The sequence below is a fragment of the Azospirillum sp. TSO35-2 genome, from assembly GCF_003116095.1.
In the GTDB taxonomy this organism is placed as follows: Bacteria; Pseudomonadota; Alphaproteobacteria; order Azospirillales; family Azospirillaceae; genus Azospirillum.
In genome coordinates this window covers 35957-49595 of the sequence record NZ_LGRA01000005.1, presented here as the reverse complement: position 1 = coordinate 49595, position 13639 = coordinate 35957, and the positions used below count along the sequence as shown (strand labels likewise).

Genomic DNA, 13639 nt, shown 5'->3' with positions numbered 1-13639 from the left:
ACACGAAAAAGCCCACGCCGGCGGGAACCGGCGTGGGCGCAGTGCAGGTGTTGATGGAGCTGACAATAGAGGAAAATTTTCCTTTATGTCAATCCCTGTTTGGACAACCCGTCCGGGTGACGGCGGGGGCGGCAACGCCGCTGGTTTCCGTCCGGGCAATGGGTATAGTCCATTCGGAAGACGGGCCGAACCCGATCTCCTCTCCATTCTCACCGTTCTTGCGTGGACCAGTCATGATCGTCGTTCTGGGAGCAGGCCTGACCGGCCTGTCGTTCAGCCACCATGCGGGCCATGACCGCTGTCTGGTGCTCGAGGAAAGCACACGCCCCCTGGGGCTGGTCCGAACCGAACGGGCGGACGGCGCCTTCTGGGACATCGGCCCCCACGTGTCCTTCACGAAGCACGCCTATGTCCGCCATCTCCAGCAGGCCGGCTGCGCCGGGCGGCAGCGCAGCTTCCAGGCCCTGATCAGCAACCATTACCGGGGCAGCTGGATCTCCCATCCGGCACAGAGCCACCTCTACCAGCTGGACCCGGATCTGCGTCAGGCCTGCCTGTCGTCGGTCCAGGCGATCCGCGCCCTGCCGGCCAAGGAGCCGGCGCATTACGGCGACTGGCTGGAGCGCGCGTTCGGTCCCGAATTCACCCGGGTCTTCGCGGCGGCCTACACCCGCAAATACTGGACGGTCGAACCGGAAGAGATGACGGTGTCCTGGATCGGGCGCCGCATCTTCTATCCCGATCTGGAACAGATCGAACGGGGAGCGGAAGGCCCCCTGCCCTACGATACCCACTACATCACCAGCATCCGCTATCCCCAGGTGGGCGGCTATGCCAGCTATTTCGCCCATCTGGCGAAGGGGGCGAACATCCGCTACGGCGCCCGCGTCGAGCGGATCGACCTGGAGCGGCGGGAGGTGACCACCGCCGACGGATCGGTCCACCCCTACAGCCGGCTGGTCAGCACCATTCCGCTCGACCGCTTCGTGGAGGCAACGCTGCAGGCCGGCGACAAGGTTCGTGCGGCGGCAAGGCGGCTGGCCCGCACCGACCTGTCGCTGATCAACGTCCTGGTTCCCCATCCGCCCACCCGCCCGGAGAGCTGGCTGTATGTCTATGACGAGGACTGCCTGTCCACCCGCATCACCCTGACCACCAACCTGTCGCCGGAGGTCACGCCCCCCGGCAGTTGCGGCCTGCAGGTCGAGGTGTATGCCGGCCCCACCCGGCCGCTGCCGCTGGACGGCCAAGCGCTGGTCAACCGCGTGGTGGAGGAACTGACGGCGATGGGACTGATCGCGCCGGGCACCGACCGGGAAAGCATCCGGGCCACGCTGGTGTCGCAGCCCTACGCCAACGTGCTGTTCGACCATGCCCGCGAAGCGGCGCTGGACAGCATCCTCGACTGGCTGTCCGGCTATGGGCTGGAGCGGGAGGAGGGTGATCTGGACCCGGTGGTCGACTGGGAGCGTGCACGCCCCCTGTCAGGCCCCCTCCTGCTCGGCGGCCGTTTTGCCCAGTGGAAATATCTGTGGTCCGACGACTGCACCCTGCGCGGCGCTCAAATGGCCGGACTGTCGCCCGCGTCGCTCGATGCCGAACACAACACCGAACACATGGAAGCGACGTAATCCTCCAGCGGCCCGTCGATCTCCACCGTCCCATAACGGCTGGCGAACAGCAGCGGATACGGCCCGGCGGTATCCGGCACCGGAGGCGCTTCCACGGTGATTGTGCGGCCGAACCGGTCGCGCATCACGTCGCGCACCAGCCCCGCGAACTCCCGCACCGACAGGGTCGTCGGCCCGACCGCGTGCATCACCGGGGGCAACGCCTCGAACCCTTCGATCAGATGGGCCACGGAGGCGCCGGAGACGAAGTTGATCGGCTGGGTTCCCGGCGTGTTCAACCGGATCCGGCCGGTGGTGACCGCCTCCCGGCAGAAGCCGAGGGGGACCAGCGACCAGCGGTCGCAGCGGTCGACGTCCACCGGCATGCCGTAGATGTTTCCGGGACGCAGGACCCGGCCACGCAGGCCGGGCACGGCCTGCACCGCCTTTTCGGCCAGCAGGTGGCTGAGACCGTAATGGCCGATCGGGTCCGGCACGTCCTCCTCGGTCACCGTGCCGCCGGCTGCACCGAAGACATGGCGGGTCGAGACGTAGATGAAGGTGCCGATGCCGTTGTTCCGGCAGAACTCCAGCGCCGCCTGCGTCCCCAACACGTTGATGCGGTAGGCGCGCAGCGGATCCTCGCGGCAGATCACCTCGTTGGCAGCGGCGAAATGCACGAACAGGTCGATCTTCGGCTGGCCGGCGGGAGCGGCGGGCACCGGATAGGGCCGGTCGAAATCGAACGGGCAGTCGCTTCCGGCCGAGCGCCCAGCCGTCAGCACCGACCAGCCCCGGCGCTTCAGCCAGTCGGCACAGATGCCGCCGAGATAGCCGGAGGCACCGGACAGCAACGCGCAGGTCATTCCGCCTCTCCGCAGCCGGTCATCCGGAACGGGCTGTCGAAGGCTTCCAGGACCGGCAGGTTCCGGTCACGATCCGACAGGATCGGGGCCTGATCGGGCCAGGCGATGCCGGCGCTGTCCCAGCGGATGCCGCTGTCCGCGGACGCGGCATGGACCGTGCTGGTCTTGTAGACCAGAATGGCCGGCCCCCGCCGCACATAGAATCCATGCGCCAGTCCCGGCGGCAGATAGACGCCGTTGCCGAGTTCCGCCGACAGTTCCACCATGACGTGCCGCCCGAAGGTGGAGGAATCGCGGCGCAGGTCGACCGCCACATCCAGCACGGTGCCCGTCACGCAATAGACCAGCTTCACATGGTCATGCGGCGGCAGCTGGAAATGCAGGCCGCGCAGCACCCGATCCTTTGACTCCGTGAAATACTCCTCGGCGAAATCGGTGGACAGCCCATGCCGCTCGAAGGTCGGGCGGTGCATGATCTTGCGGAAGGTCCCCCGCGGATCCCGGTGCACGGGCGGACGGATCTCGAAGGCGCCGGGAAGGTCCAGCCCGATGATCTCCGTCACAGGAACACCGCCGCCTTGGCGGCCCCGCGGACCAGATAGGCATCGATCTGGTCACGGGTAAGGGTGCCGGCGTCGGCGCCGTCAGCCTGCGCCCGATACCAGGCCACCGTCTGCTCCAGCGTCTCGTTCAGATCGAACAGCGGCTCCCAACCCAGGGATACGCGGGCCTTGGTCGCATCCAGCCGCAGGACGGTATCCTCGTGCGGGTGGTCGGCCTGCTCGACCTCCACCCGGCCATCGCCCCACAGGGCAGCCAGACGGTCGGCCATCCAGCCCACCGGGCGTTCCCCGCTGGGAAGCGGCGCGAAGTTCCAGGCATCGGCATGGGTGGCGCCATCCTGCCACAGGTGCATCGCCAGCCGGAGATAGCCTTCCAGCGGCTCCAGCACATGCTGCCAGGGACGGATCGCGCCGGGATAGCGCAGCCGCAGCGCGTCGCCGCGGGTGAAGGCCCGGATGGCGTCGGGAACCAGCCGGTCGGGCGCCCAGTCGCCACCGCCGATCACGTTGCCGGCACGGGCGGTGGCGATGCCGACGCCATGCTGGGCATGACGTTCGGGCGGGAAGAAGGAATGGCGGAAGGAGGCGGTCAGGATCTCCGTGCAAGCCTTGCTGCTGCTGTAGAGATCGTTGCCGCCGAGCGGATCGTTCTCGCGATATCCCCAGACCCAGCCGCGGTTGAGGTAGCATTTGTCGGTGGTCACGACCACGACGGATCGCACCGAAGGAACCCGGCGTGTGCCCTCCAGCAGGTTCAGCGTGCCCATGACGTTGGTGGCGTAGGTGCCGGCCGGATCCGTGTAGGCCAGCCGGACGATCGGCTGGGCCGCCAGATGCAGGACGACCTCCGGCTGGCAGTCGGCGATGGCGCCCGCAAGGGAGGAAGCGTCCAGGATGTCGCCGATGATGGAGGCCATGCCATCGGCGACGCCGGCCAGCTCGAACAGGCTGGGAGTGGTGTGGGGCGGCAGGGAATAACCGGTGACCTCCGCGCCCAGCCGGCGCAGCATCAGCGACAGCCATGCCCCCTTGAACCCGGTGTGGCCGGTCAGGAAGACCCGCCGGCCCCGCCAGAAGCCGTGCGCCTGCGGGATCACGGCCAGACCTTCCAGGGGGCATTGCCCTTCACCCAGAGATCCTCCAGGAAGCGCTTGTCGTTGATGGTGTCCATCGGCTTCCAGAAGCCCTTGTGCCGATAGGCGGCCAGCTGCTCCGCGGCGGCGAGGCGCTCCAGCGGTTCCTGCTCCCAGACGGTGGCATCGTTGGTGATGTAGTCCAGGCAGCCCGGCTCCAGCACGAAGAAGCCGCCGTTCACATAGGCGTTCTTGTTGTCGATCTTTTCCGAGAAGCTGCCCACCCGGTCGCCCGTCAGCTCGAGCGCGCCGAAACGGCCCGGCGGCTCCACCGCCGTCACCGTGGCCAGGCGCTTCTGCTCGTGATGGAAGGCGATCACCTTCTGCACATCGACGTCGGCGACACCGTCACCATAGGTCAGGCAGAAGGCCTCGTTGTCGAGATAGGGGGCGATCCGCTTGACGCGGCCGCCCGTCATCGTCGCATCCCCGGTGTCGATCAGCGTCACACGCCAGTCGTCGTGCGATTTGTCGTGGTAGCTGATGGCCCCGCTCCCGATGTCGATCGTGAAGTCCGACAGGGTGCTGCGCATTTCCAGGAAGAACTGCTTGATGACCTCGCCCTTGTAGCCGAGGCAGATCACGAAGTCGTTGATGCCGTGATGGCTGTAGATCTTCATGATGTGCCAGAGGATCGGCATGCGGCCGATGCGGACCATGGGCTTGGGAACGCGATCCGTCTCCTCGCTGAGACGCGATCCAAGTCCGCCAGCAAGAATGACCGCCTTCATCCCAGTTCCTCCGTAACGATGCTCTTGAGGGTGTCGAGCACATAGGACAGGTGCCGTTCGGTCAGGCCCGGCCAGACGCCCAGCCAGAAGGAGCGGCGCATGATGGTGTCGGTGTTGGTGAGATCGCCGACCGTGCGATAGTCCACGCCGCGGAAGGCCGGCTGGCAGGTCAGGTTGCCGCCGAACAGCAGGCGGGTGCCGATCCTGCGCTCCTCCAGCCGGCGGACCAGGACGCCGCGGTCCAGGGACACGTCGTCGCGCACCGTCAGCAGGAAGCCGAACCAGCTCGGCTCCGCCCCCGGAATGGCCTCGGGCAGCACGAAACAGCGGTCGAGCCCCAGGGCGATCATACCGTCGCGCAGGAAGCGGAAATTCTCCCGCCGGCGGGCGACGAAGCCGTCCAGCTTGTCCAGCTGGCTCAACCCGATGGCGGCCTGCATGTCCGTCATCTTCACGTTGTAGCCGAGATGGGAGTAGACGTATTTGTGATCGTAGCCCGGCGGCAACCCGTCGAACGACCAGTCGAACCGGCGGCCGCAGGTGTTGTCGCGGCCCGGCGGGCACCAGCAGTCGCGCCCCCAGTCGCGGAAGGAGTTCACCAGCCGCTCGTAGGCCTTGCGGTTGCTGAAGACGGCGCCGCCCTCACCGGTGGTGATGTGGTGGGCCGGATAGAAGCTGACGGTGGCCAGCGTTCCGAAGGTGCCGACTCCCTTGCCGTTCAGCGTGGCGCCGAAAGCGTCGCAGCAGTCCTCCACCAGGAACAGGTTGTGGCGCTCGGCGATGTCGGCGAGCGCCGCGGCGTCGAACGGGTTGCCCAGCGTGTGGGCGACGACGATGGCCCGCGTCTTGTCGGTCAGCGCCGCCTCGACCCGGGCGGGCGTGATGTTGGCGGTGGCCAGATCGACGTCGACGAAGACCGGAACACAGCCGTTCTGGACGATCGGGGCGACGGTGGTGGGGAAACCGGCCGCCACGGTGATGACCTCGCTGCCCGGCGCCAGCCGCCGCTCCCCCAGCGACGGGGAGGTGAGGGCGCTCACCGCCACCAGGTTGGAGGCGGACCCGGAACAGGTGAGGCTGGCGTACTTGACCCCGAAACGCTCGGCCAGCCGCTTGCGGAAGCCGTCGGCGAAGCGCCCCTCGGTCAGCCACATGTCCAGGGACGCATCGATCAGATGCCGCAGGTCATCACCGTCCACCACCTTGCCGGTGACGGGCACATAGCTTTCCCCCGGAACGAAGGCGGGCTTCGCCTGGTCTTCCCACCAGCGTCCCGCAGCGTCGAGGAGATCCTGTCTGTCCATGCGGCGTTCCTTGCCTGAAAAAATGAGCCGAACAGCGGCTTTGGCGTATGCGCCGTCCCGCGCCGCCCCCGCGTGAGCGGGCACGGCGCAGGCCCGGTGGGGGCCGGGAAGGGGGTGGTCGATCAGCGGTCGAGGTAGATCGAATAGGTTCGGCCGTTGGTGTTCGGATCCGAGTTGTCGCTGGTCGCGAAGAGGATGTGGTTGTTCCAGTGGGAATAGCGCCCACCGCCGATGGTCCGGATGTCGTGATGCGCGCTGTGCGGCTGGCCGAGCGGCTGGCCGTTCTCCAGCAGGCGGAGTGGCGACCGCGGACCCGTTCCGATGCCATCCGCGTAACGGGCCAGTTCCGGGCAATGGTAGGCGTAGGCGGATGCCCCAACCTGATCGCGTGCGAAGGGGGGGGTGAGAACCTGATAGCAGGCTCCCCGCTCGATCTCTGGCTTCGTCTCGGCCATGGCGCGGATCAGGGCGGTCTCTGGGTTAACGGTGACGCCCGTCAGTTCCATCAACCGCGCGACGAAGGGCAGGAAGCTGTCGAGTGGGACCTCGAAGGAACACTGGTCGCGGTTGGCCGCCTCCACCGCCCGGCTTGGATCCTTCCGGACCAGTTCCGGCACATGGTACATGACGTAACGCTTCCCGGTGACTCCCGGCACATGCACGAAGGCGGAGAAGAGGACATCGCCCGTTCCGATTTCGCAGATGATGCAGCCTTCCGGCGCATAGGCGGCGTTCAGGATCGCCGAGCCGGTCTGGCAGATGAGAATCTTGGCTTGGCCGAAGAACTTCACCTCGTCGGCGAAGCCGAAATTATCGGGTACAAGGCAGTCGAAGCCATAGCTCTGGAGGCCGGCGGAGAGAGACTCCTCGTTGACCATGTAGCGTCCGGCGCCACCACCCTTGCGCATCAGGAAGATGTATTCGGGCTGGCGGATTTGAACCGAGCTGTCGCGGGCTACCCGCTGCGCGATCTCCGACGTCATGGTGTCGAAGAGCGGCGGCGGCTGGTTGGTGCCGAGCGTGAACATCCGGCTCGAATAGATCAGGTCGCGGCAGAACACGATCGGTTCGGGCGTGCCGAGCAGCCGGCCCCCCATCCCCAGCACCGTCAGGCTATCATGGATCCAGCCCCGGTTGCGATAGCGGCGGGGTTCGTTCTTGGTGCTGGGCATCAGGAACTTGACGTCCTTTTCCAGGATCCAGTCACGGATCCCGTAAGCTGACAACAAGCTGTCAAGATGCCAGTGGCCGTAATTGTCCTGGACGGTGTTGACCAGCATGACCGTATCTTCGATCACTTCTGCACGGTCGCAGATTTCCGGATCAAAGCTCAGACCATCATCCGTCTTCGTAATGTTCGGCAGAAAACGGGCCAAATAATCGAAATTTCTATCCTGATCGCCGTAACAAACGCTGTTCAGGGATTCCTTTAAAAAAACACCCGGCTCCAGCATGATCGCGCTGCGGTTCGGGAACACAAAAACATTCTTCAGTCTGATGAAAAAGAGCTCGGAGCTGAGATAAGATTTTCCCTTTCTGGCCCATTGAGCTCCGGGAGAATCCGTATCGGGAAGATAATCTTCTAAAAAATATCCTTCCTTGAAGCTAACCGGTTCCGGCTTCAAGAAATCAAAACGGCTATTTTTACCAGATGGAGAGAAAAATCCATCTATTGATACATTTTCCAGTCCAAGCTCATCAAGAGGCTCCGCATGAACCGGAAGAGTTTTACTCATTTCCAACGACTCCGATAACTAATATTCTTGCTTTCGTTTTCTATTGTTGCGAAGAACGACGAACTGGTTTCATTTCGCCTTCGGCAGGAAAACCATAGCGATTTTGCTCTAAACCATCAAGGTTAATCCCAAGCTCATATGCCCCCGCTAAGGTGGTTTCGTGTTGGGGCGGGGATGGCAATATGCTGAAGGTGCATTTGGCCTTTTGACGCACGATTGTCAAATGGCGAACGCATCGCCTCTGATTTAGAGTTGAAACTTCCCGCGGAGTTCCACGGGGTGTCGTGGTCGTCGCGTCGCAGCGACCGGCTAGGTGCTGGCCTTCAAATGCCGGATGACGGCTGGATTGGCTGGACAGACCTTGAAAAAGGATATCGGGTCCAGATTATGTTCGATTGCATCGTCGCTCCGTCCTCCATATCGCACGAGTCCGGATTGGCGTATGAGGTTCACCTGAACCCCGATTTGATTTCGGATGACGGTACCTTCCCACGCCGCAGCCGCCTGATCCTGCTCGAGGATCACAGCGTTCTGGGACCCCGCCATTGCCTTCACCAGGACATTCGGGAACAGGGTGGCGGGCGCTATTCCCACTGGAGCGGACGTCTGCTGTTCAGCAGCAGTGACGGCTCCGACCCCCGGCACAACGGGCGCACTTATCAATGTCTGATCCTGGACAAGGGCGAAACCTCGGCCTCGTTCGTGCTTGGCATCATCCGGCGGAGTCTTGCGATCCAGCATAACTTCGCAGAGTTCCATCCTGAGGAGAACCACGACCCAGACGATCATCAGATCGTCCAGGCGATCGCTTTCCTGCTCAGCCTCCAGGCCCGCCAGCACCTGCTGCGCGGCGGCCGGCAGCAAATCCGGCATCAACCACCCCCTCCCCATGCCGGCCTCCGCAACTGGACGCGGGTGGTGACGGCGGCGGAGCCGGGCCTTCCCATCGCCATCGCCGACCCCACGCCCCGCCTGCTCACCGTTCGATTGCGCAACCTGTCCACCTGCACGGCCACAATCACGGGATTCCGATCCGGCGGCTGGACCACCCCTTGGACACGCCGCCAACTGCTGGAAAGCATTGGCACAGACGGGCTGTCCCAACATCTGGCCGCCTTCGTGATCTGGCAGTATGTCGCCCGTTCGGGCGTGCGCGGATCACCGAGCATCGGACAGAAGCACCGGCGGGACCCGATCCCGTTCCTGTGCCTTTACGGCGGGGACTGCAACGACTTCGCAACGGTCTATTGCACCATCGCCCGGGCCTGCGGGCTGGAGGCGCGTATCGCCGTCTATGCCGGGCATGGCGCACCGGAGGTCTGTATCGACGGGCGATGGGTCATCCTCGACCCGAACCTGGTGACGTTCACGCGTGATCCGCGCACCGGGCTGCTGGATGGCGCCGATGGCGTCACCAGGGAGCGGCTGGAGGAAAGTCGCTACGGCTATCCCGTCGCCACCCTGGAGAACGCGGATACCCCGCTGCTGTCCCACCAGTGGAAACACTACAACGCCATCTTCGCGACGCGGCGCTTCTCCCTGGCCCAGCCCGAGGAACCGGCGTGGCACGAATTGTCCCTGTGCTTGGCAGCCGGCGACGATCTCAGCTTCCATGCCGATCTCAACGGCATGTCGCCTCCCTTCTTCTGCGATGGCGAAACCCTGAATGCGCCGTCGCAGGCCAGCTACCGGCTGATCCGGCGGATGGAGAAAGAAGCGGACGCTCCCCTCGACCTGACGGTGGCGGTTCCGTTTCCGATCCTGGACGCCATGCTGGAGGTTTCCCTCCTCTCGGATTTCGAATGGCCCGAGACCTTCAGGATCGGGCTGGCCGCATCCGGGCAGGAGATCGGCTCGCTGGTCGTCGAGGAACGCCACTTCATCGGCCCCAATCACTTCGAGGTCCCGCTAGGGGAAGCCGTCGCTCCGGGCCGTGCGCACGAACCCTTCATGGATTTGCAGGTGGTTCTGCCGCAATTCCTGGACCCGCTCGCCGTCGAGGCGAAGCTGACGGTCATCGGCTCCGTCCTAGCCGCAGCGATCCCCCAGCTTTGCCATGGGGACAGCACGATCGAGGTTCTCGGCGAATTCGAGACGCTGGAACTGACGGTCGAAGGCTCGGCGAGGGCCGTCGACGGCGAGCCGGTGCCGGCGCTGACCCTGCATCCGCCAGTGATCCGTCGGCCCGGCGAAGAGCCCGGACAGGACGGCAGCGTTGAACTGAGCTGGGAGGGCGATCCGGCCTTCACGTATGAAATCATGCTCTGTTGCGACGAACGCTTCATCGAGCCGGTCCTGCCCCAATACATGCGCATCGTCGACACGGCCAGCCTGACGGTACCGTTGAGGCATTTGGCGAGCATCCCCGACATCTTCTGGCGCGTCCGGGCGGTGACGGGGCCGCATGCCTACGGGCCGCCCGCGTCGATGCGCCTCGACCTTCCCGTGGATCTCGTCATTCCGCCGGCACCACCGGTTCCCGAGCCGCAGTTCGTCTGCGGCATCCGCGAGGAGTTCGGGCTTCCCGACTGAACCCTCGCCACCAATCCCGGCCCCGCTGATTCTGGCCCGCTGCTCGGACGGCTCGCCGTCCCGGTCTTCACGATCCGGGGCGGCGGGTCCGATCCTGCCGATGAGAGGCGCCCGGCGTCAGCTTCCGCCGTAGCTTTTAACGCAGCCCGCGCATTCCGGCAGCACGACGGGATTCAGGCCGTCATGGCGCAGGGAGCGGCGCAGGCTTTCATAGCGCTTGCCGCACCAGGTCTCCAGGAACGCGTCCAGGCTGGTGGCGAAGCCGAGAACCGTCCGCTGGGTGCGGCAGCAGGCGTAGATCTCGCCGTCCAGCCCGATGTCCACATACTGCAACGGCGCCATACAGGCGTAGACGGGATGGGCATCGGGCCGGCCCGACAGGATCGGGTAGTTGGCGTGGCCGGATCGCGCCTTGTAATGGACGGTGTCCACGACTTCCTTGTTGGTGAAGCGGATCCAGTTCGGCTCGAACCGTATGTCGGGGCCGTCCGGATGCGCCGCCGCCCATTCACCCAGTGCGGCGATCTGGGGAGCCAGCTCCTCGGGGCTCGGCTGCTCCTCGAACGAATCCGCGATCGGATCGTACTGGCGGAAATTCACCGAATCGACCTGATTCGCATAGGCCCACTCCAGAACGTCCATCATCGCCGGCAGGGTGCGGCGGGTGACCGTGGGGTTGACGCACAGCTTCAGTTTTTCAGGATCGCGCAGTTCGTTCAGCCGGCGGACGCCACGCTCGACATTCTCCCATTTGCCGTTCCGGCGGACGTCGTTGAACAGCGGGCCGGTCGCATCGATGGACATCCAGACGGTGCCCACCATGCCGGCCAGCAGATTGACCAGCCGGTCGGTCAGCAGGGTGGCGTTGGTCTGAAGCTTGAATACGCAATCATGGTCGCGGATCGCCCTCAGCACCTCTTCGAAGTCGGGATGCAGGGATGGTTCGCCGTAGCTGCTCAGCTCCACTTCGGTCATGAAGGGCAGGATGGTGTCCGCCACCTTGCGGAACAGCCCGATATCCATGAAGCGGCGGGGAATCTTCTCGTTGTCGAGAAACTTCTGGCTGCCGCAGATCTCGCAGCGCAGGTTGCATTTGTTGGTCAGGCCGATGTTGCAGTACTGCGGCAAAGCGAAGCGGCTGCCGTTGCGGTACAGAACATAGGCACCCCGGGCGGCGTGGTAGACGATCGACCCGTCGTCCAGCGTCTTGTGGAGCTTGTATCCGATCTGGTAGTGGCGGCCGTTGGTGTTCGGATCGCTGTTGTCGCTGGTGGCGAACCATAGCTCGTTCCCCCAGTGGCTGTAGCGGCCCTCGCCTTTCTGGCGGATGTCGTCGTGGAGCATGTCCGCCCGCGGCAGGAACACGCCGTCCTCGATCAGGAAAAGCTCCGAGTAGCGGCTTTGCCCATCGGATGCCAGGGGGGCGAGTTCCGGGATGTAGGCGGTCCAGGCGAAGCCGCCGGCATTGCCGTACCGCCCCGGCAGATCGACGGTATAGACCCCCTCCTCGAACAACAGGCGCGCGTAGCCTTCCTTGACAGGGGCTGCCGGCACGGCCTGTTCGACCGGCACGACGGAAATCGTGTAATCGCGGCCGTTGGTGTTCGGATCGCTGTTGTCGGAGGTGGAGAACCACAACCCGTCGCTCCAATGGCTGTAGCGACCATTGCCTTCCTGACGGACATCGTCGTGAAGCTGGTCCGGCGGTCCCAGGGGACGGCCGTCCTCCATGAACTGCAGCCTGAAACCTGTCCCGCCTTTTCCCCAGGCTTCGAATTGGGGCAGCTTCACAAGCCAGGCGAAGCCGTTGTCGGCCGCGAAGGGCTTCGGCAGCGGATAAACCGCTCCCACCTGTGGTTGAATATCGGACTCGAAGGGCAGCAGAACGACTGCGGACGGAGATCCCCCTTCGGGTTCCTCGACTTTGCTTGCGCTAGAATTAATGTCTTTGTCGATAATAATCGTGTAATCACGGCCGTTCGTGTTCGGGTCGCTGTTGTCGGAGGCGGAGAACCACAATCCGTCTCCCCAATGGCTGTAGCGGCCGCCACCCTTCTGACGGACATCATCGTGAAGCTGGTCCGGCGGCCCCAGGGGGCGGCCGTTTTCCAGCAATGACAAGGACGAACGAGGCATTTCCGGCGTGGCCCCGTAAACACTCAACTCCGGCAGCGAGGCATGCCAGCCATATCCCCCATCATCCTTGAACGGCCCCTCCAGGCGATACGGCTGGGCTTGGGAGGACGCGCGTTCCGCGATGTTATGCCCTTTTGGCATTGTATCCCACATGATCTCTGGAGTACGATTAACGGGCTTCTTTGAAAGAGATACGCATCAAGAAACATTAAGAAAGCTTTCACGTCAATTGGATATATTCTTCCCGTGGAACGAAGTTTCAATTTTCTTTGGATGAAGTGATGAGCGTATATTCAGAAAACCACTCTGACTACTCATCATTAATTCAGAGAGATGAGCAAAGCTCCACGGTAATACGCCAAATATCATATAGCGATGATTATGAGAAATCAGGCGATTTCTTTGCTGCCGGCGGGCGCTTTGATGAAGCCGTAGAATTTTACTCAAAGGCGGAGAAAGCATCAAAAAGGCGACCTGAAGTTTTGAAGAAGCTTGCGCATGCAGAGATGGCGCGTGGCAACATCGTTGCGGCGGGTTTTGCATACGAAGAAGCCTTACGAGTTAATTCGGACGATTTGTCGGCCCAGGTTGGACTCGTGGAGGTGGCCATTGCTTTAAACAACCATGACGAAGCATCACAACGAATCGGCAGGCTCAGAGTTGCGCTCGATCAAAGCGGCAACCCGCTGGCTGCGCGTCTGGGAAGTGCTTGCCACACCATGATTCAACGCATGAGAGAACAGACCGCCCTGCCCGCAGGCTCCTCGACAACCGACGCCCCCGCCTCCGGATGGGACATCCGGCAGGCGATCGGCCGGCTGAAGGAGGGGGAGGAGAACGGATTGCGTGAGCGCGCGGCGATGCTGATCCAGATCCGGGCCCAGTCGGCGATGATCGAGAGCCTGAAGGGGCTGGTCGCCTTTCTGTCCGAACGGCTCCGGCAAGCCATCCGCCCTCACCGGTGACTAGGCAAGGCCCGATCCGGATCGTCCCAGGTTATTGGACAGGTTATTAGGAGGCATAACGTC

General features: G+C 63.8%; 10 protein-coding genes. 3 read left to right on the top strand and 7 right to left on the bottom strand.

Annotated elements, in window-relative coordinates; genetic code table 11:
* The first annotated feature begins 233 nt into the window (after positions 1 to 233).
* Complete coding sequence (locus tag TSO352_RS01160; protein WP_158284497.1) at positions 234 to 1631, top strand: FAD-dependent oxidoreductase; 1398 nt, start codon at positions 234 to 236, stop codon at positions 1629 to 1631.
* Here TSO352_RS01160 and TSO352_RS01155 read toward each other — a convergent pair.
* The 6 genes from TSO352_RS01155 to TSO352_RS01130 form a co-directional block, all read right to left on the bottom strand.
* A complete protein-coding gene (locus TSO352_RS01155; RefSeq protein ID WP_109105574.1) occupies positions 1562 to 2476 on the bottom strand; it encodes an SDR family oxidoreductase in 915 nt (304 codons plus the stop codon). The two genes, TSO352_RS01160 and TSO352_RS01155, sit on opposite strands and share 70 nt — an antisense overlap.
* The gene (locus TSO352_RS01150; RefSeq protein ID WP_109105573.1) at positions 2473 to 3039 is read right to left on the bottom strand and encodes a dTDP-4-dehydrorhamnose 3,5-epimerase family protein; all 567 of its coding nucleotides are present in this window, start codon (positions 3037 to 3039) and stop codon (positions 2473 to 2475) included. The genes TSO352_RS01155 and TSO352_RS01150 overlap by 4 nt, the downstream gene beginning before the upstream one ends.
* Positions 3036 to 4136, bottom strand: coding sequence for a CDP-glucose 4,6-dehydratase (gene rfbG / locus TSO352_RS01145; protein WP_247871822.1), 1101 nt, complete (start codon positions 4134 to 4136; stop codon positions 3036 to 3038). The genes TSO352_RS01150 and rfbG overlap by 4 nt, the downstream gene beginning before the upstream one ends.
* Positions 4133 to 4903, bottom strand: a complete 771-nt coding sequence (gene rfbF / locus TSO352_RS01140; RefSeq protein WP_109105571.1) for a glucose-1-phosphate cytidylyltransferase — start codon at positions 4901 to 4903, stop codon at positions 4133 to 4135. Before rfbF ends, rfbG begins: the two co-directional genes overlap by 4 nt.
* Positions 4900 to 6207 carry a lipopolysaccharide biosynthesis protein RfbH gene (rfbH, locus tag TSO352_RS01135; protein WP_109105570.1) on the bottom strand — a complete coding sequence of 436 codons (1308 nt, stop codon included), beginning with the start codon at positions 6205 to 6207 and terminating at the stop codon, positions 4900 to 4902. Before rfbH ends, rfbF begins: the two co-directional genes overlap by 4 nt.
* 122 nt (positions 6208 to 6329) lie before the next feature.
* Positions 6330 to 7943 carry a glycosyltransferase family 61 protein gene (locus TSO352_RS01130; protein WP_109105569.1) on the bottom strand — a complete coding sequence of 538 codons (1614 nt, stop codon included), beginning with the start codon at positions 7941 to 7943 and terminating at the stop codon, positions 6330 to 6332.
* Between the two features lie 327 nt (positions 7944 to 8270).
* On the opposite strand from TSO352_RS01130, the gene TSO352_RS01125 reads away from it, so the two are divergent.
* Positions 8271 to 10475: a transglutaminase-like domain-containing protein gene (locus TSO352_RS01125; RefSeq protein WP_109105568.1), complete on the top strand. Its 2205-nt coding sequence runs from the start codon at positions 8271 to 8273 to the stop codon at positions 10473 to 10475.
* A gap of 117 nt (positions 10476 to 10592) precedes the next feature.
* Here TSO352_RS01125 and TSO352_RS01120 read toward each other — a convergent pair whose 3' ends face one another.
* A complete protein-coding gene (locus tag TSO352_RS01120) occupies positions 10593 to 12752 on the bottom strand; it encodes a radical SAM/SPASM domain-containing protein (protein ID WP_146210685.1) in 2160 nt (719 codons plus the stop codon).
* Positions 12753 to 12892: 140 nt separating this feature from the next.
* Here TSO352_RS01120 and TSO352_RS01115 point away from each other — a divergent pair, with 140 nt between their 5' ends.
* Entirely contained in the window at positions 12893 to 13576 is a 684-nt protein-coding gene (locus tag TSO352_RS01115) for a tetratricopeptide repeat protein (protein WP_109105566.1), read from the top strand.
* Positions 13577 to 13639 lie beyond the last annotated feature (63 nt).

Coding starts and splice junctions, on each gene's coding strand:
- TSO352_RS01160 (WP_158284497.1), top strand. CDS start 234: ATGATCGTCGTTCTGGGAGCAGGCCTGACCGGCCTGTCGTTCAGCCAC.
- TSO352_RS01155 (WP_109105574.1), bottom strand. CDS start 2,476: ATGACCTGCGCGTTGCTGTCCGGTGCCTCCGGCTATCTCGGCGGCATC.
- rfbF (WP_109105571.1), bottom strand. CDS start 4,903: ATGAAGGCGGTCATTCTTGCTGGCGGACTTGGATCGCGTCTCAGCGAG.
- rfbH (WP_109105570.1), bottom strand. CDS start 6,207: ATGGACAGACAGGATCTCCTCGACGCTGCGGGACGCTGGTGGGAAGAC.
- TSO352_RS01130 (WP_109105569.1), bottom strand. CDS start 7,943: ATGAGTAAAACTCTTCCGGTTCATGCGGAGCCTCTTGATGAGCTTGGA.
- TSO352_RS01125 (WP_109105568.1), top strand. CDS start 8,271: ATGCCGGATGACGGCTGGATTGGCTGGACAGACCTTGAAAAAGGATAT.
- TSO352_RS01120 (WP_146210685.1), bottom strand. CDS start 12,752: ATGCCAAAAGGGCATAACATCGCGGAACGCGCGTCCTCCCAAGCCCAG.
- TSO352_RS01115 (WP_109105566.1), top strand. CDS start 12,893: ATGAGCGTATATTCAGAAAACCACTCTGACTACTCATCATTAATTCAG.